The sequence below is a fragment of the Roseomonas gilardii genome (assembly GCF_001941945.1).
GTDB lineage: Bacteria > Pseudomonadota > Alphaproteobacteria > Acetobacterales > Acetobacteraceae > Roseomonas.
Genome location: NZ_CP015583.1, coordinates 644,226 through 666,274, shown reverse-complemented (window position 1 = coordinate 666,274; position 22,049 = coordinate 644,226). Strand labels below are relative to the sequence as shown.

General features: G+C 74.6%; 17 protein-coding genes. 14 read left to right on the top strand and 3 right to left on the bottom strand.

Annotation, left to right across the window (positions count from 1 at the left end; all coding sequences use genetic code 11):
* Positions 1 to 70: 70 nt before the first annotated feature.
* Positions 71 to 622 (bottom strand): MOSC domain-containing protein, encoded by a 552-nt coding sequence (locus RGI145_RS02895; RefSeq protein WP_075797161.1) that lies wholly within the window; start codon positions 620 to 622, stop codon positions 71 to 73.
* A gap of 191 nt (positions 623 to 813) precedes the next feature.
* Here RGI145_RS02895 and RGI145_RS02890 point away from each other — a divergent pair, with 191 nt between their 5' ends.
* Entirely contained in the window at positions 814 to 1,035 is a 222-nt protein-coding gene (locus tag RGI145_RS02890) for a DUF4170 domain-containing protein (RefSeq protein WP_075797160.1), read from the top strand.
* 99 nt (positions 1,036 to 1,134) lie between these two features.
* On the opposite strand, the gene RGI145_RS02885 is transcribed toward RGI145_RS02890, so the two are convergent.
* Positions 1,135 to 3,990 carry an SLBB domain-containing protein gene (locus RGI145_RS02885; protein ID WP_075797159.1) on the bottom strand — a complete coding sequence of 952 codons (2,856 nt, stop codon included), beginning with the start codon at positions 3,988 to 3,990 and terminating at the stop codon, positions 1,135 to 1,137.
* A 128-nt stretch (positions 3,991 to 4,118) separates the two neighbouring features.
* On the opposite strand from RGI145_RS02885, the gene RGI145_RS02880 reads away from it, so the two are divergent.
* From RGI145_RS02880 to RGI145_RS02830, 11 genes are all read left to right on the top strand, one after another.
* Positions 4,119 to 5,888: a heparinase II/III domain-containing protein gene (locus tag RGI145_RS02880; RefSeq protein WP_075797158.1), complete on the top strand. Its 1,770-nt coding sequence runs from the start codon at positions 4,119 to 4,121 to the stop codon at positions 5,886 to 5,888.
* Between the two features lie 115 nt (positions 5,889 to 6,003).
* The gene (locus RGI145_RS02875) at positions 6,004 to 7,197 is read left to right on the top strand and encodes a hypothetical protein (protein WP_075797157.1); all 1,194 of its coding nucleotides are present in this window, start codon (positions 6,004 to 6,006) and stop codon (positions 7,195 to 7,197) included.
* Positions 7,198 to 7,201: 4 nt separating this feature from the next.
* A complete protein-coding gene (locus RGI145_RS02870; protein ID WP_075797156.1) occupies positions 7,202 to 8,422 on the top strand; it encodes an O-antigen polymerase in 1,221 nt (406 codons plus the stop codon).
* Positions 8,423 to 8,429: 7 nt separating this feature from the next.
* Positions 8,430 to 9,095 carry a sugar transferase gene (locus RGI145_RS02865; protein ID WP_237183182.1) on the top strand — a complete coding sequence of 222 codons (666 nt, stop codon included), beginning with the start codon at positions 8,430 to 8,432 and terminating at the stop codon, positions 9,093 to 9,095.
* Between the two features lie 141 nt (positions 9,096 to 9,236).
* Entirely contained in the window at positions 9,237 to 10,466 is a 1,230-nt protein-coding gene (locus RGI145_RS02860; RefSeq protein WP_237183181.1) for a DegT/DnrJ/EryC1/StrS family aminotransferase, read from the top strand.
* Positions 10,463 to 11,722 carry a glycosyltransferase family 4 protein gene (locus RGI145_RS02855; RefSeq protein WP_237183180.1) on the top strand — a complete coding sequence of 420 codons (1,260 nt, stop codon included), beginning with the start codon at positions 10,463 to 10,465 and terminating at the stop codon, positions 11,720 to 11,722. Before RGI145_RS02860 ends, RGI145_RS02855 begins: the two co-directional genes overlap by 4 nt.
* A gap of 4 nt (positions 11,723 to 11,726) precedes the next feature.
* Positions 11,727 to 12,953 (top strand): non-hydrolyzing UDP-N-acetylglucosamine 2-epimerase, encoded by a 1,227-nt coding sequence (wecB, locus tag RGI145_RS02850; RefSeq protein ID WP_075797155.1) that lies wholly within the window; start codon positions 11,727 to 11,729, stop codon positions 12,951 to 12,953.
* Positions 12,950 to 14,155: a glycosyltransferase gene (locus RGI145_RS02845; RefSeq protein WP_075797154.1), complete on the top strand. Its 1,206-nt coding sequence runs from the start codon at positions 12,950 to 12,952 to the stop codon at positions 14,153 to 14,155. Before wecB ends, RGI145_RS02845 begins: the two co-directional genes overlap by 4 nt.
* Positions 14,156 to 14,239: 84 nt before the next feature.
* Complete coding sequence (locus tag RGI145_RS02840) at positions 14,240 to 16,135, top strand: polysaccharide biosynthesis protein (protein WP_237183179.1); 1,896 nt, start codon at positions 14,240 to 14,242, stop codon at positions 16,133 to 16,135.
* Positions 16,136 to 16,196: 61 nt separating this feature from the next.
* Positions 16,197 to 17,687, top strand: a complete 1,491-nt coding sequence (locus RGI145_RS02835; protein ID WP_075797153.1) for a nucleotide sugar dehydrogenase — start codon at positions 16,197 to 16,199, stop codon at positions 17,685 to 17,687.
* A 102-nt stretch (positions 17,688 to 17,789) separates the two neighbouring features.
* Positions 17,790 to 18,944, top strand: a complete 1,155-nt coding sequence (locus RGI145_RS02830; RefSeq protein WP_075797152.1) for a DegT/DnrJ/EryC1/StrS family aminotransferase — start codon at positions 17,790 to 17,792, stop codon at positions 18,942 to 18,944.
* A 254-nt stretch (positions 18,945 to 19,198) separates the two neighbouring features.
* On the opposite strand, the gene RGI145_RS02825 is transcribed toward RGI145_RS02830, so the two are convergent.
* Complete coding sequence (locus RGI145_RS02825) at positions 19,199 to 19,846, bottom strand: LysE family translocator (protein ID WP_075799776.1); 648 nt, start codon at positions 19,844 to 19,846, stop codon at positions 19,199 to 19,201.
* A 378-nt stretch (positions 19,847 to 20,224) separates the two neighbouring features.
* On the opposite strand from RGI145_RS02825, the gene phnC reads away from it, so the two are divergent.
* Together phnC and phnD are read left to right on the top strand one after the other, a co-directional pair.
* Positions 20,225 to 21,001 (top strand): phosphonate ABC transporter ATP-binding protein, encoded by a 777-nt coding sequence (gene phnC / locus RGI145_RS02820; protein WP_075797151.1) that lies wholly within the window; start codon positions 20,225 to 20,227, stop codon positions 20,999 to 21,001.
* 16 nt (positions 21,002 to 21,017) lie between these two features.
* The gene (phnD, locus tag RGI145_RS02815; RefSeq protein WP_075797150.1) at positions 21,018 to 22,016 is read left to right on the top strand and encodes a phosphate/phosphite/phosphonate ABC transporter substrate-binding protein; all 999 of its coding nucleotides are present in this window, start codon (positions 21,018 to 21,020) and stop codon (positions 22,014 to 22,016) included.
* Positions 22,017 to 22,049: the final 33 nt, after the last annotated feature.

Genomic DNA, 22,049 nt, shown 5'->3' with positions numbered 1-22,049 from the left:
TCTTCCGGTCCCAGCCCCAGTCCAGGCCCCAGTCCGGACCTTTCCGCCTGGAACCCCCTAACCGCTCAGGCTAACCGCCCAGGGCCGGCGGGGATGCGCCCGTGCCGCCGGGGCCGGGATCGTCCGCGCCGTCCAGGCGCAGGATGGCCCCGCCCAGCGCCACCTCCCCGGCCCGCAGCACCCGCGCGGTGATGCCGCCATGGCCGCGCACGGCGTTGTAGCCGCCGGGGCCCAGCACCTCCTCCATGCGGGAACAGGGATGGCACTCGCCCGTCATCTCCAGCACCGCGCTGCCGAGCCGGAAGCGCCGCCCCTTCAGCGCCAGCAGGTTGATGCCGGCGGTCACGACGTTGCGGCGCATCTCCTCCGGCGCCACCCGGTCCCGCCCCAGGAAGGCGGCGATGGCCGCCAGGTGCTCCGCCTGGATCAGCGTGACCTGCCGCGCCCGGCTCTGCCGGTTGCTGTAGTGGTCCCCCGCCAGCCCCTCCTCCGGCCCCATCCCCGCCAGCAGCACCGGGCGCGGCGTGGCGCGCCGGGCGGGGCGCAGGCCGATCCATTCCACCCGGCCGGGCCGCACCGGCGCGTCGAAGAGGCGGGACAGGGGGGAGGCGGGGTTCAGCATCGGGGCCGATGCTGAAGCCGCTGCGATGCCGGGGATCAAGGGGGCGGGGGATTCCTTCGGGCCTTTTGACGGTATCCTGATCAGGACATGGCAGATTTGGCCAATCCGATGGTCCCGGGACCCCGATCGGGACTGCCCTTTGGCGGTGCGGCGGCCTAGATATGCCGCACCGCGATACTCCGGAGGCTCATATGGCAGACCAGAAGCTCTACTTCGTCTGGGGCGGCGTCTTCACCGATCCGAACTGGCAGGAACTCGAGCCCGGCACCGAGGAATGCTACGGCCCCTATCACGACCCCCAGCAGGCCGAGCGCATCTGGAACGAGAAGGCCCGGCGCAACATCGACATCGCCGCGCACCGCCTCTTCGTGCTGTCGGTCGATCGCCCCGGCGCCTCCGCCCTGGCGGCCTGACCGCCCGCACGGCGCGGCCCCCCGCTTCCAGCCCGGGGGCGGCCCTTGCCGGCCCGGCGCCATGCCGGGCCGTGAAAGCCGGAACCTTCGCGGCCCGGCCTACTGGGCCTGCCGCGAGATCACGGCCAGGGCGGCGGCGCTGACGCTCACCTGGCCCAGCACCTGCGTGATGTCGCGGATGAAGCCCCAGGTCTCGTAGGGGCTGGGGTCCTGCGGCACCACCACGAGGCTGCCCGGCGGCACCGGCGGCCCACCGCCTTGCCAGGAGCCGATGCCCGCCGGCACGGACTGCCCGTTGGGCAGCACCACGAAGGCGCGGCCGGCATCGGCGAAGCGCTGCTCGCCCCCCGCCGCGCGGACATAGTCCACCGCCTTCTTCCCCGTGGCGAACTGCACGCTGCCGGGGTTCAGCACCGCGCCCACCACCGTCACCTCGTTCGGCCGCTTGGGGATGGCGATCAGGTCGCCCGGCTCCAGCAGCGAGTCCAGCTCCGGCCGGGCCGCGAGGATCGCCGGATTGGCCTCCACCGACATGCGCCCCGCCGCCTTGGCCTCGCGCAGCGCGGAGGCCATCTGCCGCCCGGCGGTGATGGCGCCGCCGAGGTCGCCGCTGGCCCGGCTGCCCGCCACCGCCTGCCCGGCCGCGACCTGGAGCAGGCTGGATTCCAGCTCCCGCGCCGTGCGCTCGAAGCCGTCCTGCTGACGCTGCCGCACGCTTTCCCGCGTGAAGACGGCGCCATAGGGATAGGCCTGCGGCGTCAGCCCCCCGGCGCGGCCGATCAGCTCCGACAGCCGCTCGCCCCGCCGGATGTCATAGGTGCCGGGCCGCACGAACTCCCCCGCCAGCGTCACCGAGCCGATCTCCCGGTCGCCGAAGCCGCGCGGGATGCGGATGCCGTCGCGCGGCGACAGGCGCACGGCGGCGAAGTTGCGCGAGCGCAGGTCGAGCCGCAGCCGGGTCAGCGGCACCGCCCCGGCCTGGTCCAGCGGCTCCCGCGAGAATTCCACCGCGGCGAGGTCCGCCGTTTCCCCCACATCGCCCGCCGCCGCCAGCACCTGGTCCAGCCCGGTATCCTCCAGCACGGGATAGAGGCCGGGCAGCCCCACCTCCCCGCCCAGCAGCACGCTCTGGTCCAGCAGGAAGGGCAGCAGGGCGGGATAGTCGATGAAGACCTGCGGGCAGGGCGGGTTGCCGAGATCCGGGAAGCCCGCGCCGCGCGCATGAGCATAGCGCATCGGGCTGCCCTTCGCCGCCACGGCCAGGGATTGCAGCGCCGGGCAGTCCGGCTGCGCCGGCACCGAGGCGGGCAGCCCGGCGGAGACGGCGGTGTTGGCGGTGGGGCCGCCATCGGGCGGGCGCTGGGCGGTGCCGGCCGAGACCGTGACCGGCACCAGCAGGGGGGTCGGCATCTCGCCGCGCAGGGCGCGCTGCACCGGGGGCGAGGAGAGCCAGAGGATGTCGCCCTGCGCCAGGATGATCACCTCGTCGGATTCCGCGAGCGGGAGGTTGGCCTGCCCCTGCAGCACCCGGCCCAGGTCGAAGCCGAGGAAGCGCCGCACCCGCGTCTGCGGGTCCACCCGCCAGACCACGCCGAGGCGCACATAGGGGTCGGGCCTGATCTGCCGCGAATCGGCCAGGAGCTGGCGCAGCGAGAAGCCCGCCTTGCCGTAGCCGCCGCCCGCGGAGCGCATCACCGGCACCGCCACATGCCCGGCCAGCCGCAGCGCGTTGGCGGCGACATCCGCCCCCGGCTGCACCAGCACGGCGTCGCCCCGGCGCAGCGGCGCGGCGGGGGCGATCTCGGCATAGGCCCGTCGCCCCCCGGCATCCGTGCCCAGGAGCAGGAAGCGGTTGCCGGAGGGGCGCAACGCCTCCCCCGCCAGGCGCAGCACGCCGGCCAGGGGCTGCTGCGCCGCGCCGGGCGGAAGCTCGTAGATGCCGGGGCGCGTCACCTCCCCCGCCAGCGCCACCACCCCGCCCAGCGGCGGCACCACCACGCGCTCGCCTTCCCGCAGCGACAGGTCCGGCGTGGCGCCGGTGCCGGCGATGGCACCGTAGAGATCGACGATCCGCGTCCCGCCCGGCCCCTCGACCCGGATGGCGCGCAGGGAGCCGGTGCGGCGCACCCCGCCCGCCAGGCTGAGCGCGTCGAGCACGCTGGTCAGAGCCGGCAGGGTCTGCAGGCCGGGGCGCACCACCTCCCCCGCCACGAAGACGGCGATCTGCCGTGTCTGGCCGAGGGAGACATAGGCCTCCGACCCGCCCAGCTCCCGCGCCACCCGCGCCTCGATCTCGGCGCGCAGCTCGCCCAGGCTGCGCCCGGCGGCGGGGATGGGGGCGAGGTCGGGCAGGGTCAGCATCCCGTCCCGCCCCACCCGCAGGGTGTAGGAGGTCCGCACCCGCCCCCGCACGGCGATGACCACCTCGTCGTCGCGGCCGAGGAGGTAGCCCTCCGGCATGGCGCCGGTGGTCAGGCCGGGCATCGCCGCCTGGCGGAAGCTGTCATAGCCGAACTGGCGCAGCGGCGGCTGCTGTTCCGGCAGGCGGGCGGCGAAGAAGCTCTCCGTGTTGGAGAGCGGCTCGGGCGGCGGCGTCATGCCGGGGAAGGACCCACCAGGGAAGGCGCCGGCCGTGGCGGGGGGCATGGCGGGGGTGGGCGCGGCCGGCGGCAGGGGCGCCGGGGGTGCAAGAGTGGTGGTGCTGCGCCCCGAGGCGGCGTCGAGCAGGCGCTGCACCAGGTCCCCCTGGGCCCCGCCCGCCAGGCCACCGGACAGACCGTTGGCCAGGGCGCCCGGCAAGGGCTGCCCGCCGGGCAGGGTGGACGGCAGCGAGGGCGGCATCAGCAGGTTCGACTGCGCCCGGGCCGCCGGAGTGGCGAGGACTGCCAGAAGTGGGGCCACGAGCAGGAACGGCGGCCGGGCGTGGCGCGATCCGGAAGGGTGAAGGAGGCTCAATCTGGCGTATTCCCGATTCGGCGCGCCACACCCTGGGCAGCCGATGCGTTCCGTGGTCTCGATGTGCAACTTTAAGTTATCATCAATACTTTTCACAGCAATTTGAGGTTGCCCTGACGCGGGACGGCATGGATTTTCGAGCGCGACCCTTCCTGTCCGGCCTGCTGCTTCGCCTCGATGCCGCCCGGCGGCTCGGCCTGCGGCCGGTGGGCCTGCTGCTGCACCATCGGCTCCGGACGGCGACCGGCCTTTCCCGGCACGCCCTGCCCGACCTTCCGCCCGCCGAAGGCCCCTTCCTGCCCGGCGGCACCCCCCCGGTTCCCGCGGAATTGCGGGCGGAAGCGCTGGCCGTGCTGCTGGCGGTGGCGGACCTCCCCCCGGCCGAGACGGAACCCGGCGATGCCGCCCGTCATGGCCCCTTCGCGCCCCGGACGCACGGGCTGGCGCTCGACCTCTTCTCGCCCGGCGATGTGCGGCCGGTCTGGGAGGCCAACCGGCTGGGGGAGATCCCGCTCCTCGCCCTGGCGCACCGGCTCGACCCGCGGGGCGGCCACCGGGACCGGGCCGAGGTGCGGCTCGCCGCCTGGTGCCGCGCCAACCCGCCCTTTCGCGGGCCGAACTGGGCCTGCGGGCAGGAGGCGGCGCTGCGCGCCCTGCACCTCGCCCTGGCCCATGCGCTGCTGGGCGGCGAGGCGGCGGGACCCGGGCTGCGCGCGCTCCTGGCCCAGCACCGCCGGCGCATCGCCGCCACTTCTCGTTATGCCGAGGCGCAGGACAACAACCACACGGTCAGCGAGCCCGCCGGGCTCTTTGCCTGCGACCTGTTGCTGGGCGAGGACCCCGCCCCCGCCATGGCCCGGCTTTCCGCCGCGCTGGACCGGCTGGTGGCGCCGGATGGCGGCTTCGCCCAGGTCTCGACGGGCTATCACCGCCTGCTACTGGACGTGCTTTCCACCGCCGAATGGCTGCGGCGCAGCTATGGGGCCCTGCCCTTCCCGCCGCCCTTCGCCGCCCGTGCCGCCGCCGCCAGCCGCTGGCTCGCGCGGCTGCTGGAGCCTGCGACCGGCGCCCTGCCGCGCCTCGGGCACCAGGACGGCTCGCATGTGGCGGACCTGTCGCTGGGCGGGCCGGGCGATGCGCGCGGCAGCGTCGAGCGCGCCACGCGGCTCTTCCTGGGCGCCTCGGCCGGGGTGGCGGGCGATCCGGGCTGCCTCTGGCTCGGCCTGCCCGCCGCCCCCGTGCCGCGCCCCGAGGCGCGCTGGCAGGCCAGTGGCAGCCGCGGCTGGACGGTCGGCCGCGCCCGCGCCCTGTTGCGCACCGGCCCCCTGGAATTCCGCCCGGGGCATTCGGACCTGCTGAACCTCGACCTCTGGGACGGGCCGGTGAACCTGCTGCGTGACGGCGGCACGCTGTCCTACAACCCCGCTCCCGGATGGCGGGCGGTGGCGCTGGGGCTGGAGGATGCCGTCGGGCACAACGCCATCCTCTTCGACGAGGCGGAGCCGATGCCCCGCGCCGGGCGCTTCCTGCGCGCCCGCTGGAGCCGGAGCGGGTTGCTGGCGGATGGTGCCTGGGCCTGCGACCGGCATGGCAACCGCCAGGACCGGCGCGTCCTGGGCCTGGGCCGTCGTTGGAGCGTGCTGGACGAGGTGTCCGGCCCCTTCCGCCAGGTCACGCTGCGCTGGCGGCTGGCCCCCGCCGCCTGGGAACGTATCGCCCAGGGCGTCGCCTCGCCGCTGGGGCGTATCGCCGCCTCGGCGGATGTGCCGCTCGATATCACGCTCACCGAGGGGTGGGAGGCTCCCCACTATGGCGAGGCGCGCCCGGTTCCCGTGCTGGAGTTGCGCGCCCGGGCACCGGTCTCGCGCATCCTGACGGTGATCCGCCTGCCCGGCTGATCGGGCCATCCCTTTTCATGGCGGACACGGCAGGGTTGCGGGCGTGATTTCAATCCAGGGTTGAACATTTCGTTAACAAACTCGATAGTTGCGTTAACTGACGTTGGGTCTGGGGATGCCGCTTCCGGAACTGTTGCGCGCCCTCTGGCTCTGGCGCTGGAGGATCCTCGGGACCTGGTTCGTGCTGCTGGCGGCCGGTGTCACCCTGGTCCTGACCTGGCCGCGCCAGTATGTGGCGGAAGCGGTGGTGACACCCGCCGAGACCACCGGGCTCGCGGTGTCCACGCTGATCCAGGCCAATGCGGTGTTGCAGGCCGGCGGGCTGCTGGACAATCGCTCGGGCGGCAATTTCGCGGTGTATCTCGCCCTGCTGCGTTCGCCCGAGGCGGCGGCGATGCTGATGCGCGACACCGCCCTGCCCGCCTGGCTCACGCAGCAGCGCGGCGGCGGCCCGATGGGCCTGCTGCGGCAATGGCTCGACCTGCGGATCGAGAGCGATGCCGACGACCTGCAGAACTGGCTGGAGCGGAACTTCGCGGTCACGCAGTCCTTGCAGACGGTGACGGTGACGCTGGGCCTGCCGCATCCGGACCGCGCCATGGCCCTCGATGCCCTGGCCCGCCTGCATGCCTTCGCCGAGGACAAGGTCCGCGCGGACCTCGCCGGCCTGACCCGGAACCGCATCGCCCAGTTGGAGGAAAGGCTGGGCCGGGAACGGGACGTCTTCACCCGCACGCCGCTCTACGACCTGCTGGCGCAGCACCAACGGGCGGGGCTGGCGCTGCTGACCGACGAGGCGGTGGCGGCGCGGCTGGTTTCCGCCCCCAGCGTGCCGCTCGCTCCCAGCCTGCCGAACCGGCCGCTGCTGATCGCGCTGCTGCTGGTGACGGTGCCGCTGGCGGTGCTGCTGGGCGCGGCGTGTCTCGTGCTGTTGCGTCAGGCGCTTCCCGCTGCCACCCCCGAATCCCCGTCGGGTGCCGGCCCGGGTGGCCGCATGGTGCTGCCGCCCCTGCCGCCCGTCGCCCTGCCGCCGGAGTTGCGGGGCGATCCGGTGGGCGATCCGGGCCAGCCGGGCCGGGAGCCGGGAGGCCATGGCAGACGGGACGCCCGGGATGCCAACGGCGGAAACCCGCGGAACGACCCGTCGCCGGCGCCTTCCGCTTCCCCTCCGGGCGCGTCGGCTGGTCCATGGGCACCTAGCCGCCCGGCTCCCCCGTTGGACACGAAGACGACACCCCTCGGCCAGCGCCGGGGCCATCCGGATTTCGCCCCCCTGCCGCGCCCTCCTTCCCCCATGGCCGAGGACTGAGCCGGTGCCGCGATTCGATGCCGCCGCGCCGGGCTCGCTGGCCGGCATGGCGGCGGCGGTGCTGTTCCTGGCCGGGGCGCTGAAATCCGTGCCGCAGACCGCCGCTTTGCCGGACATCACGATCCTCTCCGCCGGCGCGCTGGCCGTCTTCTTCCCTTGGCTCCTGGCCTCGCGCCGCTGGACGGTGCTGCGCCCGGTGGCGCTGCCGCTCGCCGCCTCGGGAGGGCTGTGGCTCTGGATGGTGCTGGCCGCGACCTGGAGCAGCTCGGCGGAGATCCTGGCGCAGAAGCTGCCGGAAGCCGTGCTGCTCGGCCCCGCCATGCTCGCGGCGGGCATGGCGACGGGGGCGGATGCGGCGGCCCGGCGCTGGCTGGTGGCCACGGCGATGCTGACCGGCCCCTTCGTCGCGGCGGGCGTGGCCTGGGGCCTCGCCTCCGGCGATGTCGTCCTCGGCGGCCTGGTCGGGGCCACGGATGCGACGCGGGTGCAGTACCAGCTCGCCGGGCTCGCCATGGCCTGCGGCGCCGGGCTGGCGGCGGTGCGGCTGGTGGAGGCGGGTCCGGCCGGGCGGGTCTTCTGGGCGCTGCTGCTGCTGGGCCTCGCGCTCGGCGCGCTGCTGCCGGGCGGACGGGCGGCGCTGCTTTCGCTGGGGGTGGCGGTCACGCTGGCCCCGGCGGCACGGCTCTGGACCGGCCGCCGCCCGCTGGCCGCCGCCGGCTGGATCAGCGCGATGGCCCTGGCCGGGGGGCTCGGCCTGGGCCTGCTCTATGCCGATCCCGGCCGCAGCCAGGGCCTGCGCACGCTGGAACGCTTCACCGGGGAAGGCATCGCCGCCTCGGCCCGCCCCGTGCTCTGGTCGGCGGCGCTGGACTGGGCGGGGGCGGCGATGCCGCTCGGCCTCGGCGCCGGGGGCTTCACCGTCGCCGCCGGCTATGGCGAGCGGCGCGGCATGTACCCGCACAACCACGCCCTGGAATCCCTGGCCGAGGAAGGCCCGCTCGGCCTGCTGCTCTGGCTCGGTGCCTTCGGCGGCGGCGCGGCGCTGGTGCTGGTCCGGCTGCTGGCCTTGCCGGACGACCTGGAGCCGGAGCGGGCGGGGCGGATCGTGGCGCTGGTGATCCCGGTGGCGATCGGCGCCATGGTCTCGACCGATCTGGGCAACCGCATGGTCTGGTTCGCGCTGGGCCTCGCCTTGTCGCTGGGCATCCGGGCGCAGCGTGCCTGAGCGGGGGGTGGAAGGCTTCTATGCCCGCCGCGTGAAGCGCGCGCTCGACCTCGCGGGCGCGGCGCTGCTGCTGGCGCTGCTCTGGCCGCTGCTGCTCGGCACCGCGCTCGCCACCGCCCTGGCCTTCGGCCGCCCGGTGCTGTTCCGGCAGGAGCGCGCCGGCTGGCGGGGACGGGGCTTCACCATCCTCAAGCTTCGCTCGATGCGCGACCCCGCCTGGCCGGGCGAGCCCGATTCGGCGCGGCTGACCGGCTTCGGGCGCCGCCTGCGCGCCAGCGGGCTGGATGAGCTGCCTCAGTTGGTGAACATCCTGCGCGGAGAGATGAGCCTTGTCGGCCCCCGCCCGCTGCCGCCCGCCTATACCCCGCTCTACACGGCGCGGCAGGCCAGCCGCCTCGCCGTCAGGCCGGGCCTGCTCGGCCCGGTGACGGCGCGCGGGCGCAATGCCCTGCCCTGGGAGGAAAGGCTGGAATGGGATGCCCGCTACGTCGCCCGCGTTACGCTGGCGGGGGATATCGCCATCATCCTCGCCAGCCTGGCGCTGCTGCTGCGCGGGCAGGGCGCCACCGCGCCCGGCCATGCCAGCAGCCCCGGCTTCACCGGAACCACGCCCGCCGGCCAGGACGCGCCGTCCGCAGCGGCGCCGGAGGCGAGGGGCGCAGCGCCACGCTGATGCAACGCCGCAACATTCCGCCAAGGAAGAAGAATCTATCCCCGGCACACATATCTTAAGTTGCAGTTCACGATATATTTACAACCCTGAATGCCGGAATCGTCCGGCTGGCCGAGGGGTCTCCGGCATGGACAGGGCAGCATGGGCATGGACGTGAGCGCCGCCGGGGAGACAGCGCTCCTGTCCTTCTCCGACATGCTGCTCAGCCCGTCCGGGCCGTTCCGCCATCCCGCCGCCCGCATCCACCTTTCCCCGCCGCAGCTTTGCGGGGAGGAGGAGCAGGCGCTGCGCGAGACGCTGGCCAGCGGCTGGCTCGCCCCCGCCGGCCCCGCCTTGCCGGCCTTCGAGGCCGCCATCGCCGCCTGCACCGGCTTCCGCCATGTCGCCGCCCTGGCATCCGGCACGGCGGCGCTGCATCTCGGCTACCGGCTGCTCGGCCTCGAACCGGGCGACGAGGTCTGGACCAGCACCCTGACCTTCGTCGCCACGGTGGCCCCGGCGGCGCAGATGGGGGCGCGCCTGGGCTTCCTCGACGTCTCGCCCGAAAGCTGGACGCTGGACCCGGGCCTGTTGCGGGAGGCCCTGGCCCGAGCCGCCCGGCAGGGCCGCCTGCCGCGCGTGGTGGTGCCGGTGGATCTTTATGGGCAATGCGCCGACCTCGCCGCGATCGCGGAGATCTGCGGCCGCTGGGGCGTGCCGGTGCTCAGCGACAGCGCCGAGGCGCTGGGGGCCTTGCAGCACGGGCGTTCCGCCGGGCGGGGGGCGCGGCTGGCGGCCTTTTCCTTCAACGGCAACAAGATCGTCACCGGCGGCGGCGGCGGTGCCCTGGCCTCGGACGACGAGGCGCTGGTCGCCCGTGCCCGGCACCTGGCCGCGCAGGCCAAGGAACCCTCGCCGCACTACCAGCACGAGACCACGGGCTATTCCTACGGCCTCTCCTCGCTGCTGGCCTCGGTCGGCCGGGCGCAGCTCCGGCACCTGGAGGTGCGGGTGGCCCAGCGCCGCGCCGTCTTCGCCCGCTATGCCGCCGGGCTGGCGGGTCTGCCGGGCCTGCGCCTGATGCCGGAGCCCGTCTGGAGCCGCTCCTCGCGCTGGCTCACCGCCATCCTGGTCGATCCCGCCGAGGCGGGGACGGACCGGGAGGCCATCCGCCTGGCGCTGGAAGCGGCCTCGGTGGAGAGCCGCCCGGTCTGGAAGCCGCTGCACCTGCAGCCCGCCTTCCGCGCGGCGAGCCATACCGGCGGCGGCGTCGCCGCCTCGCTCTTCGAGCAGGGGCTCTGCCTGCCTTCCGGCGCGATGGGCGCGGCGGATCAGGACCGGGTGATCGGCATCATCCACGGCTGCTTCGCGCGCGGAAGGGTGCGGCCGTGACGCTGCGCGTCCTCTACCTGCACCAGCATTATTCCGCCCCGGCCGGCAGCACCGCCACGCGCGCCCATGCCATGGCCGCCGGGCTGGCGGCGCGGGGCCATGACGTGACGCTGGCCTGCGGCCGCTACGACGGCGCCGAGACCGGGCTGGGGGGACGCTTCCGCCTGGGACGGCGGCGGGGGCGCGCGCCCGGCGCGGCGGGCTTCGGCCTCGTGGAGTTCGACATCCGCTGCGGCAACGCCCAGGGCCGGAGGGAGCGCCTGCTGGCCTTCGGGCGCTATGCCGCCGCGGCCTCGGCCCTGGCGCTGTCCCGCCCCTGGGACCTGGTGATCGCCTCCTCCACCCCGCTGACCGTGGCGGTCCCGGCGCTGGCCGCGCACCGCCTGCGCGGCACGCCCTTCGTCTTCGAGATCCGCGACCCCTGGCCCGAGTTGCCGCGTGCCATGGGCGAGGCTCCGGGCTGGGCCCTGACGGGGATGGAGGCCCTGGCCGGTGCCGCCTGCCGCCGGGCCGCGGCGGTGATCGGCCTGACCGAAGGCATGGCCGACACCGCGCGGGCGCGCGGCACCGATCCCGCGCGGCTGCATGTCGTGCCCAATGGCTGCGACCTCGACCTCTTCGGCCCGCACCGCGCCCCCTGGCGCCCCGATTGCGCCGCGCCCTGGGAATGCCTCGCGGTCTATGCCGGGGCGCATGGCCGCGCCAACGGGCTCGGCGCGCTGCTCGATGCCGCCGCCGAACTGCGCCTGGCCGGCGAGAACCGCGTCCGTATCCTGCTGGTCGGCGAGGGGGGCGAGAAGCCCCGGCTGATGGCCGAGGCGGCGCGGCGGGGGCTGGGGAATGTCAGCTTCCTGGACCCGCTTCCCAAGCCCCGGCTGGCCTCGCTGCTGGCCGGCGCGCAGGTGGCGCTGCACTGCCTCGCCCCGGTGCCGGAATTCGCCGAGTGGACGGCGCCCAACAAGCTGATGGACGGGCTGGCCGCCGGGCTGCCGGTGGTGACCAACCTCGCCGGCCGCGCCGCGCGCATCGTCGCAGAGGGGCCGAGCGGCATCGCCACCCCGCCGGGCGATGCCCGCGCCCTGGCCGAGGCCCTGGCGCGGCTGGCGGCGCGGCCCGGCCTGCGCGCCGCCATGGGCACCGCGGCCCGCGCCCAGGCACGGCGGCGCTGGGACCGGCGGTTGCAGGTCCGGCAGTTCTGCGCGGTGGCGGAGGCGGCGGCGCGGCCGCTGCCACGGACCGCCCTGGCCCCGGCCTGACGCCATGCCCCGCCCCGCCACGGCCCCCGCCGATTCCCGGCCGTCCGAACGGCATCCCGAACTGCATCTGGTGGTCGCCGCGCGGCCCAACCTGCCCAAGATCGCCGCCCTCTGGCATGCCCTGCGGGAGCATCCGGTGGGCGCGCGCCCAGTGATCCTGCACACCGGCCAGCACCACGACGCCGCCATGTTCGGCGACCATCTGGCAGATCTCGGCCTGCCGGCGCCGGATGTTTCCCTGGGCATCGCCGGGGGCAGCCATGCCGAGCTGACCGGCCGCACCCTGATGGCCTGCGCGGCGTTCTGGGACACGCGCCGCCCCGCCCTGGTGGTGGTGCCCGGCGACGTGGACGGCGCCCTCGCCGCCGCGCTGGCGGCGCGGAAACTGGGCATCCCGGTGGCGCATCTGGAGGCCGGGCTGCGCTGCGGCGATCACGACATGCCGGAGGAGATCAACCGCCGCGCCATCGACGCGGTGAGCGACCTCCTCTGGGCCCCGGACCAGGAGACGGCGGCCCGCCTCCTGGCCGAGGGACATTCCCCCCGGACGGTCCGGGCGGTGGGCAATGCGATGGTGGACAGCCTCCTCCGCGCCCTGCCCGCCGCCCGTCGACTGGCGCTTCCGGAGGGGCTGCGCCCCGGGGGCTACGGGCTGCTGACCCTGCACCGCCCGGCCAATGTGGACAGCCCCGCCGCGCTGGCCGCGCTGCTGCGCGCCGCCGGCGAGGCCGCGCGCCGCCTGCCGCTCGTCTGGCCGGTGCACCCGCGCACGGCGGCCCGCCTCGCCGCGCTCGGGGCCGCCCAGGGAGCCGCGCAGGGGGCTGCCCTCGGGACCACGCAGCGGCTGGAGCTTCCCCCCGGCATCCTGCGCCTGCCGCCGCAGCGCTACGGCGCCTTCCTGTCGCTGATGGCGCGGGCGCGGCTGGTCGCCACCGACAGCGGCGGGTTGCAGGAGGAAGCGGCGGCGCTGGACCTGCCCTGCCTGACCCTGCGCCCTTCCACCGAGCGGCCGGTGACGCTGCTGTCCGGCGCCAACCGTCTGGTCCGGCCGGATGATCTGCCCCGGGCGGTGGAGGAGGTCCTCGGCGGCCGCTGGCCCGCCGCGCGGCCGATCCCGCTCTGGGACGGGCAGGCCGGGGCGCGCATGGCCGCGCATCTGCGCGAGGCTCTGCCCAGCCTGGGAACTCCCCTGGAAGCTCCCCTGGGGATGGCTCCGGGGGTGGCGGCGTGAATGCCCTCGCCCCTTCCCCGCTGCGGGCCGGCACGGGCCGGCCCCAGGCGCCGCTGGTGGTGATGCTGTCCGCCGCCCATCCGCCGGAGGATGTGCGCGTCGTCGGCAAGGAAGGCGCCGCGCTGGCCGCCGCCGGTTGGCAGGTGTGGCATCTCTGCCCCCAGCCCGTCCCCTCCCGGCCGGCCGCCGGCGCCCCGGGCCGGTCGCGCGGCGTGATCCTGGCACCCTATCGCCGCCGCCCGGGCTGGCTGGGGCGGCTGCTCGGCATCCCCGCCCTGGCCCGCCGCGCCCGGGCCTGCGACGCGGCGGTGCTGCATGCCTCGGAGCCCGATTCCTGGCTGGCCGCGCTGATCGCCGCGCGCGGCCGCGATACGCGGGTGGTGCTCGATGTCCATGAGCACTATCCCTCCCGCCTCGACCACCATCTGCCCCGGCTGCTGCGCCCCGCGCTGGCGCCCCTGGCGCGGGCGGCGATCCGCCTGGCCTGCCGCGCCATGGCGGCGCGGGCCGATGCGGTGGTGGTGGCCAAGGACGGGCTGGACGCGGATTTCCGCGCCGCGCCCCGGCTGGTCGCGGTGCGCAACTATGCCGAGCCCCTGCCGCTCGCCCCGCGCCGGCACGTCCCCGGCCCGCTGGTCCTGGCGCATCTGGGCAGCCTGACCCGCAGCCGGGGCTCGGAGGAGATGCTGCAGGCCCTGGCGCTCGGCCCGCCGCAGGCGCGGCTGCGGCTGATCGGCCGCTTCGCCGATGGCAGCGAGGCGGAGTTCCTCGCCTTGGCCCGGCTGCTGCTGCTGGAGGACCGGGTGGAGCGGCTGGGCTGGATGCCGCAGCCGGCGGCGCTGGAGGCCCTGGCCGGGGCGGATATCGGCCTCGTCCTGTTCCAGCCTGGGGTGGAGAACCACCGCCTCGCTTTGCCGCACAAGCTGTTCGACTGCATGCTGGCCGGCCTGCCGGTGATCGCGCCGGATTTCGCCACCGAGGTCGCCGCCGTGGTGCGGGACAGCGGCTGCGGCCTGCTGGTGAACACCGCCTGCCCCCGCGCCATCGCGGCGGCGGTGGAAACGCTGCGCGACCCCGCCCTGCGGGCCCGGATGGGCGCGGCGGGACGGGCGGCCGCCCTGGGGCGTTACGGCTGGGCTGCGGAAGCCGAACGTCTGACCGGCCTTTACGGGCGCTTGGCCCCTCTCCCCGGGAGGGGCTAGACGAGGATGGATGGCGCCCAGACGCATCCTGCTGAACTTCCTGGTGGACCTCGCCCTGGCGGCGGTGGCCCTGCCGCTCGCCCTGTGGCTCGACGCGCCCGGCGACTGGCCCCCGTCCTGTGGTGGCCCCCTGCCCTGGCGGGTGGGCTGGCGGCCTTCCTGCTCGGCGCCGTCCCGCTGCGCCTGGCGCGGCAGTACTGGCGATTCTCCGGCCTGCCGGACATGCTGGCCGTGCTGGCCGCCGCCGTGACCATGGCCGCACTCTTCTCGCTGGGCCTGTTTCTGGCCGGTCCGGTCCGCGGCTGGGGGCCGCCCAGCATCGCCTTCCCCTTCCTCCATGCCGGATCGCTGGTCGCCCTGCTGGGCGTGGCGCGCATGGCGGTGCGGATGCGCCACACCCATTACCGGGGCGCCCGCGCCCTGTCCTCGGGCGAGGCCCCGGCCCGCACGGTGATGCTGGCGGGCTCCGGCGAGGCCGCCGACCTCTTCCTGCGCGCCCTCTCGGCGCAGCGGATGCCGGGCTTCCGCGTGCTGGGCATCCTGGCCCCGCGGGCGCGGCAGGCCGGGCGGCGCATCCTGGGCGTGCCCATCCTGGGCGCGCTGGACGATGCGGACGAGGTGCTGGAGCGGCTGCGGGAGCAGAACCGCCTGCCGGCCACGCTGGTGCTGGTGGGCAGCGACGTCTCGGGCAAGGACCTGGAGGCGCTGCTGGACGCGGCCGACCGCCACGGCGTGACGGTGCGCCGCGCGCCGCGCCCCACGGCGCTGGACCCGACGGCGCCGGAACGGCAGCGCCCGAGTGGGATGGAGCGCCGCATCACGCTGCGCCCGATCGGCATCGAGGAGCTGCTGGACCGTCCCCAGGTGCCGCTGGACCGCGAGGGCATCGCGCGGCTGGTGCAGGGTCGGCGGGTGCTGGTGACGGGCGCCGGCGGCACCATCGGCGGGGAGCTGGCGCGGCAGGTGGCGGGGCTCGGCCCCTCCATGCTGACGCTGCTGGACCATGGGGAATTCGCGCTCTACTCGATCGACCTGGAACTGGGCGAGCTGCACCCCGACGTGCCGCGCCGGGCGGTGCTGGCGGATGTACGCGACGAGACCCGCATCCGGCGGCTGATGGAGGAGACCCGACCCGAGCTGGTCTTCCACGCCGCCGCGCTGAAGCACGTGCCGATGGTGGAGAACGACCCGGCCGAGGGGCTGCTGACCAATGCCCAGGGCACCCGCATCGTGGCCGACGCGGCCCGGGCGGCGGGCGCGGTGGAGATGGTCTTCATCTCCACCGACAAGGCGGTGAATCCGACCTCGGTGATGGGCGCGGGCAAGCGGCTGGCGGAGATGTACTGCCAGGGCCTCGACATGCAGGCGCGCCAGGCCGCGGCGAACGGGAGCGGCGGCATGCGCTGCGTCACCGTGCGCTTCGGCAACGTGCTGGGCTCCACCGGCTCGGTGGTGCCGCTGTTCCGGCGCCAGCTGGAGCGCGGCGGGCCGCTGACCGTCACCCATCCGGACATGCGCCGGTATTTCATGACGGTGCGGGAGGCCGTGGGGCTGGTGCTCCAGGCCAGCGTGGTGGGGGCGGAGGACCGCGCCGACCAGCCGCCGGAGCTGCGGGAGGGGGGGATCTTCGTGCTCGACATGGGCGATCCGGTGAAGATCGTGGACCTCGCCCGCCGCATGATCCGCCTCGCCGGCCTGCGCCCGGAGGAGGATGTGGAGATCCGCTTCACCGGCCTGCGCCCCGGCGAGAAGCTCTACGAGGAACTGTTCCACGGGCAGGAGCCGCCGAATCCGACGCGCTTCCCCGGCCTGCTCGTGGCCACGCCGCGCACCGCCGACCCGGCGCTGGTGGGCCGGGCGATCGACGAGATCGCCTCCGCCTGCCGCGCCGGCCAGCCCAAGCTCGCCCTGGCGCAGCTTTCGCGGCTGGTGCCGGAATTCGACCACGACCCGCATCACGCGGCGGCGCGGGGGGCCTGACCCCTCCCCGGGCCGCTCGCGCGGCCCCCACCGGCATGTGGCGGGCCGATGGAGGCCCGCGATGAACGCCCCCTTCCTGCCCTCCCGCGCCCGCGGCCTGATCCGGCGGCTGGAGGCGCGGCAGGCGCGGATCGGCATGATCGGCCTGGGCTATGCCGGCTTCCCGCTGGCGCTGCGCTATGCCGAGACGGGCTTCCGCGTTTCCGGCTTCGACATCGACCCGGACAAGGTGGCGGCGGTACGGGCCGGGCGCTCGCCCATCCACGGCATCGCCGATTCGCGCGTGGCGGCCTCGGGCATCGAGGCGCATGCGGAGATGGCGGCGGCCGCCGCCTGCGACGCGCTGGTGATCTGCGTCCCCACTCCGATCGGCCCGCACAAGGAGCCCGACCTCGCCGCCGTGCGCGAAACGCTGCGCGCCCTGCGCCCCTTCCTGCGCCCCGGCCAGGCGCTTTCGCTGGAAAGCACGACCTATCCCGGCACCACCGAGGAACATGTGCTGCCCGTGCTGGACGCGGCCGGGCTCCAGGTCGGGCGCGACGCCTTCTGCATCTACAGCCCCGAGCGCGAGGACCCGGGCAACCCGGACGGCACGGTGGGCCGCGTGCCCAAGCTGGTGGCCGGCGCCACGCCGACCTGCCGCGCCGTGGGCGAGGCGCTCTACGCCCCCGTGGCGGGCTCGGTGGTGCCGGTCTCCTCGCTCGCCGTGGCGGAGCTGGCCAAGTGCTACGAGAACGTCTTCCGCGCCGTGAACATCGGCCTGGTGAACGAGCTCAAGCGCCTCAGCCACGCCATGGCCATCGACGTGCACGAGGTGATCGACGCCGCCGCCACCAAGCCCTTCGGCTTCATGCCCTTCCGTCCCGGACCCGGCCTCGGCGGCCACTGCATCCCGGTGGACCCCTACTACCTTGCCTGGAAGGCGCGGGAGCTGGGCGTGCCGAGCGACTTCATCGAGCTGGCGGGCCGGGTGAACGACGCCCAGCCGCATTACGTGGTGAACCGCCTGCGCGAAGCGCTGGACACGCGCGGCCGCACCCTGCGCGGCGCCCGTGTGCTGCTGCTCGGCCTCGCCTACAAGCCCGACGTGCCGGACACGCGGGAAAGCCCGGCGGTGGAGATCTTCCGCATCCTGGAAGGCTATGGCGCGCATCTCGCCTATCACGACCCGCTGGTGCCGCGCTTCCCGGCGACGCGGCGGCTTGCCGGCACGGCGCCGGCGCTCGAAAGCCAGGACCTCACCCCCGCCCTGCTGGCGGAGCAGGATGCGGTGGTGATCGTGACCCCCCACAGCGACATGCCGCTGGAGCTGGTGCGCCGCCATGCCCGGCTGGTGGTGGACACGCGCGGCGCCCTGCGCCAGCCCGGCCTGTCCCGGTCGAACCCGGAATCCGCCATGCTCCCTCCGGCGCCCTGGCCGGTCGGCGGGATGCGGGAGGAACAGGCGGGCTTCCTCGGCCCGCAGCCCGGGACGCCGGGAGCAAGATTGCCGGGCGATACGAAGGGTGACTTGGCCCCCGGGGCCGGCGGGGCCTACATCGTCCCCGCATAGGGTCCCCCCGGCTCTTCCCGCCCCGTGGCGGCGGCCGGGTGGGCCCGCACTCCCCGAACGGGGCCTGGCCGCCGGGCCGGGTCCCCAGCCAGCTGGAATGCCATGACCGCCGCTCCCGAGTCCTCCTCCCGCCCCATCGCCCTCTTCGACATGAAGGCGCAGCAGTCGCTGATCCGTGGCGAGCTGGACCGCCGCATCGCCTCGGTGCTGGATTCCGGCCGCTTCGTGCAGGGCCCCGAGGTGGACGAGCTGGAGAGGCAGCTCGCCGCCTTCGCCGGCTGCAAGCATGCGGTTGGCGTCTCCTCCGGCACCGACGCGCTGCAGATCACCATGATGGCCGAGGGCATCGGGCGCGGCGACGCCGTCTTCCTGCCCGCCTTCACCTACACCGCCACCGCCGAGGTGCCGCTGGTGCTGGGCGCCACCCCGGTCTTCGTGGACGTGGACCCGCAGAGCTTCAACATCGACATCGCCGACCTGAAGCGCCGCATCGCCACCGTGAAGGCCGAGGGCCGGCTGCGCCCGCGCGCCGTGGTGGGCGTGGACCTGTTCGGCCTGCCCGCCGACTGGCCGGCCATCGAGGCGATCTGCGCCGAGGAAGGCATGTTCGCCCTCGACGACGCCGCCCAGGCCTTCGGCGCCAGCCTCGACGGCAAGCGCCTGGGCCGCTGGGGCGGCGCGGCGGCGCTCAGCTTCTATCCGACCAAGACGCTGGGCTGTTACGGCGACGGCGGCGCCATCCTGACCGACAGCGACGAGAAGGCCGAGCTCTACCGCTCGCTCCGCACCCATGGCGAGGGCAAGCAGCGCTACGAGGTGCTGCGCACCGGCATGAACGGCCGCCTCGACACGATCCAGGCCGCGATCCTGCTGTGCAAGATGCCGCTCTTCGAGGAGGAGCTCCGCTCCCGCGCCCGCATCGCCGGCTGGTATGCGGAGCGCCTGGGCAACCGCGTGCAGACCCAGGCCCAGCGCCCCGGCGCCGAGAGCGCCTGGGGCCTCTATTCCATCACCCTGCCGGAGGCCGCCGACCGCCCCCGCGTCCAGGAAGCCTGCAAGGCCGCCGGGGTGCCCACCGGCATCTACTACCCGCTGCCCCTGCACCACCAGCCAGCCTACCGCCCCCACCACGAAGGCGCCGCCTCCCTGCCGGTCAGCGAGGACCTCTGCACCCGCATCCTCAGCCTGCCGATGCACCCCTATCTCGACGAGTCCCAGGCCGACCGCGTCTGCCACGCCATCCTGTCGGCGCTCTGAGGGGATCGGACCGGGGCCAGAGGGGCTCCGCCCCTCTGGACACCCCGCCCAGGGACGTTGGTCCCTGGGAACCCTATGAGCGCTCCGCGAGGAGGGGGTGATGGCTGCCGGCGTGCCAATGGCAACCGCTGTCCCAATCCCCCTCCTCGCGGAGCGCTCATGGCGGGGTCTCGGGGGGATACCATCCCCCTGAGCGGCCCCTTCTTCAGCAAAGGGTCCGGGAGGCAGAGCCTCCCGGTTCCCAGGGCAGATCCTCAGAAACCCCGACGCAGGGTGACGAGGCCGAAGCCAGCCAGGACGAGGCCGGCGAGGCGGTCGATCCAGAGGCGGGCGCGCGGGGTGAGGAGGTGGCGCAGGCGGGTGAGTGCCGCGACCAGCCCGCACCACCAGAGCATCGAGCCGGCGAAGACGCCGAGCACGGTGAGGACGGCCGTGGCCGTGTCGAATCCGCCGCGCGGCGCCAGGGCGGTGAAGATCGCCGCGAACATCAGGATCGTGGGTGGGTTGGTGAGCGTCAGCAGGAGCGCGCTCGCCAACGTGGGCCAGGGCCGCAGCCGCACTGCCTCGGGCGCGGTTCCGGTCTCGGTCTCGGCGGGGCGGCGGCACCAGCTTCGCAGGCCGAGATAGAGCAGGAACAGCCCGGCGGCGAGGTGCAGCGGCTTCTCCTGCGCCAGCAGGAAGCCGGACAGGCCGGAAAGCCCCAGCGCCGCCACCAGCGCATAGCACGCGTCGCCCAGCGCGATCCCCGCCCCCGTGGCGAGCCCGGCCTGCCAGCCCTGCCCCTCGCCTTGCCCCAGGCAGCGGCGCATGCAGAGCAGGCTCATCGGCCCGACCGGCGCGGCGACGGCCAGGCCGAAGCCGGCGGCCTTGAGGAACAGGGCGAGAGGGGCGCTCGGTTCCACGCGGAACTCCCATCCGGCGCAGGCAAAGAAAAAGCCCCGCGACATGGTGTCGGCGGGGCCTGCTGAGGGTTGTGGATGTCGGGTCCTTAGGGGGCGGATCGTCTCCGGCCACCGCCCTGCGCCGGGCCGGGGCCTGGGCAGGTCACACACATCCCCTCGGCGCAGGCCGTGATCGGCTGCGCTTGCAGCGCTTGTCGCGCAATGGGGAGGAGTCGGCTCAACATTCCGCGAACAACATGGATGGCGCCGGACCATGGCGTCAACGCGAATTCCGTGCTGCTCCGCACCATTCCGTGGCCTGTCCGGTTGCCGGGGGGGCTCGCACCCATGAGGCACGGCGCTATGCTCCCGCACCGCCGTCGCGGAGGGTGTTACGCCATGCTGGAGATCCGGGAGCTGACCCGCCGCTTCGGCAATCGCGTGGCCGTGGACGGCGTCAGCCTCGGCATTCCCGATGGGCAGATGGTGGGGGTGATCGGCCGCTCGGGTGCCGGGAAGTCCACCCTGCTGCGGATGATCAACCGCCTGACCGAGCCCAGCGGCGGGCGCATCCTGTTCGGCGGGCGCGACGTCACCGCCCTACGCGGCCAAGCGCTGCGCGACTGGCGCGCCGACTGCGCCATGGTCTTCCAGCAGTTCAACCTCGTTCCGCGCCTGGACGTGCTGCGCAACGTGCTGGTGGGCCGCCTCAACCGCCGCCCCGGCGCCTGGGGCGCGGTCACCGGCTTCCTCGGTGCCTTCACGGCGGAGGAGCGCGCCCTGGCGCTCGCCACGCTCGACCGCTTCGACCTCGCCGATCTGGCCCTGCAACGCGCCGACACGCTGTCCGGCGGGCAGCAGCAGCGCGTCGCCATCGCCCGCGCGCTGATGCAGCAGCCGAAGCTCATCCTGGCCGACGAGCCGATCGCCTCGCTCGACCCGCGCAATGCCGCGGTGGTGATGGCGGCGCTGCGCGACATCAACCGGCGGGACGGGCTGACCGTGCTGGTGAACCTGCACCATATCGAGACCGCGCGGGAATACTGCGACCGCATCGTCGCGATGCAGGCCGGGCGCGTGGTCTTCGACGGCACGCCGGAGGCCCTGGACGCGGCCCGGCTGCGCGCGATCTACGGGGTGACGGCGCCGCCCGCCGATGCTCCGCTCCCCGCCTGAACGGAAGACGAATGGCATGAGCACGCGACGCATCCTCCTGGCCTCATCCATGGCCCTGCCGCTCCTGGCGCGCGCCCTTCCCGTTCGCGCCGAGCCGGCCCCGCGCCGTACGGCGGATGGCAGCCCCTTCCCCAGCCCCGGCAAGCGCGCCTGGGCGGCGCAGATCCCCACGCTGCGTATCGGCATTTCGGGCGGCGAGAACGAGGCCGACCGGCTCGGCCGCTACGACGGCTACCGCAAGCTGCTGGAGGAGACCTTCCAGGTGCCTGTCCGCCTCTATCCGGCGGCGGATTTCGCGGGCGTCGGACAGGCCATGGCGGCGAAGCAGGTCGAGGTCGCGCAGATGGGCGCCGCCGCCTTCGCCGGCGCCTGGATCGACACGAATGGCGGGGTGGAGCCGCTGGTGGCGGCGGAGCAGGACGATGGCTCCATCGGCTATATCGCGGTGATGGTGGTGCGCGCGGATTCCGGCATCACCGGCATCGCCGGCATGAAGGGCAGGTCCCTCGCCTGGGCCGATCCCAACTCCACCTCCGGCTATTTCGCGCCGCGCGCCTCGCTGCGCGCCCAGGGCATCCCGACCGAGGACGGGAAGTACTTCTCGCACACCGGCTTCGCCGGCGGGCACGAACAGGCCGTGGTGGCGGTGCTGCAACGGCAGTACGACGCCGCCTGCACCTGGGCCTCCGGCCAGGGCGATCCGGCGCAGGGCTACTCCCGCGGCAATCTCCGCGCCATGGTGGACAAGGGCCTGCTGAGGATGAACGACCTCCGCGTCATCTGGCATTCCGGCCTGATCCCCACCGGCCCCATCGCCATCCGCGCCGACCTGCCGGAGAGCTTCAGGAGCGACCTGCGCGACTTCCTGCTCGCCCTGCCGCGCGTGCATCCCGACATCTACCGGCAGATCGAGCGCGGCGAGGGCACCGGCTTCCGCACCGTCACGCTGTCCGACTACGAGTTGCCCATCGCCCTGCGGCGCGAGGAGGCGGCCGCGCGCCGCCAGCGCAACTGAGACGGGGCGGCGCCTTCGCGCGCCCCTGTCCGC

What these genes read in the sequence shown, in the direction of transcription:
- RGI145_RS02895 (WP_075797161.1), bottom strand. Translation starts at nt 622, where the DNA reads ATGCTGAACCCCGCCTCCCCCCTGTCCCGCCTCTTCGACGCGCCGGTG.
- RGI145_RS02890 (WP_075797160.1), top strand. Translation starts at nt 814, where the DNA reads ATGGCAGACCAGAAGCTCTACTTCGTCTGGGGCGGCGTCTTCACCGAT.
- RGI145_RS02880 (WP_075797158.1), top strand. Translation starts at nt 4,119, where the DNA reads ATGGATTTTCGAGCGCGACCCTTCCTGTCCGGCCTGCTGCTTCGCCTC.
- RGI145_RS02875 (WP_075797157.1), top strand. Translation starts at nt 6,004, where the DNA reads ATGCCGCTTCCGGAACTGTTGCGCGCCCTCTGGCTCTGGCGCTGGAGG.
- RGI145_RS02860 (WP_237183181.1), top strand. Translation starts at nt 9,237, where the DNA reads ATGGGCATGGACGTGAGCGCCGCCGGGGAGACAGCGCTCCTGTCCTTC.
- wecB (WP_075797155.1), top strand. Translation starts at nt 11,727, where the DNA reads ATGCCCCGCCCCGCCACGGCCCCCGCCGATTCCCGGCCGTCCGAACGG.
- RGI145_RS02835 (WP_075797153.1), top strand. Translation starts at nt 16,197, where the DNA reads ATGAACGCCCCCTTCCTGCCCTCCCGCGCCCGCGGCCTGATCCGGCGG.
- RGI145_RS02830 (WP_075797152.1), top strand. Translation starts at nt 17,790, where the DNA reads ATGACCGCCGCTCCCGAGTCCTCCTCCCGCCCCATCGCCCTCTTCGAC.
- phnC (WP_075797151.1), top strand. Translation starts at nt 20,225, where the DNA reads ATGCTGGAGATCCGGGAGCTGACCCGCCGCTTCGGCAATCGCGTGGCC.
- phnD (WP_075797150.1), top strand. Translation starts at nt 21,018, where the DNA reads ATGAGCACGCGACGCATCCTCCTGGCCTCATCCATGGCCCTGCCGCTC.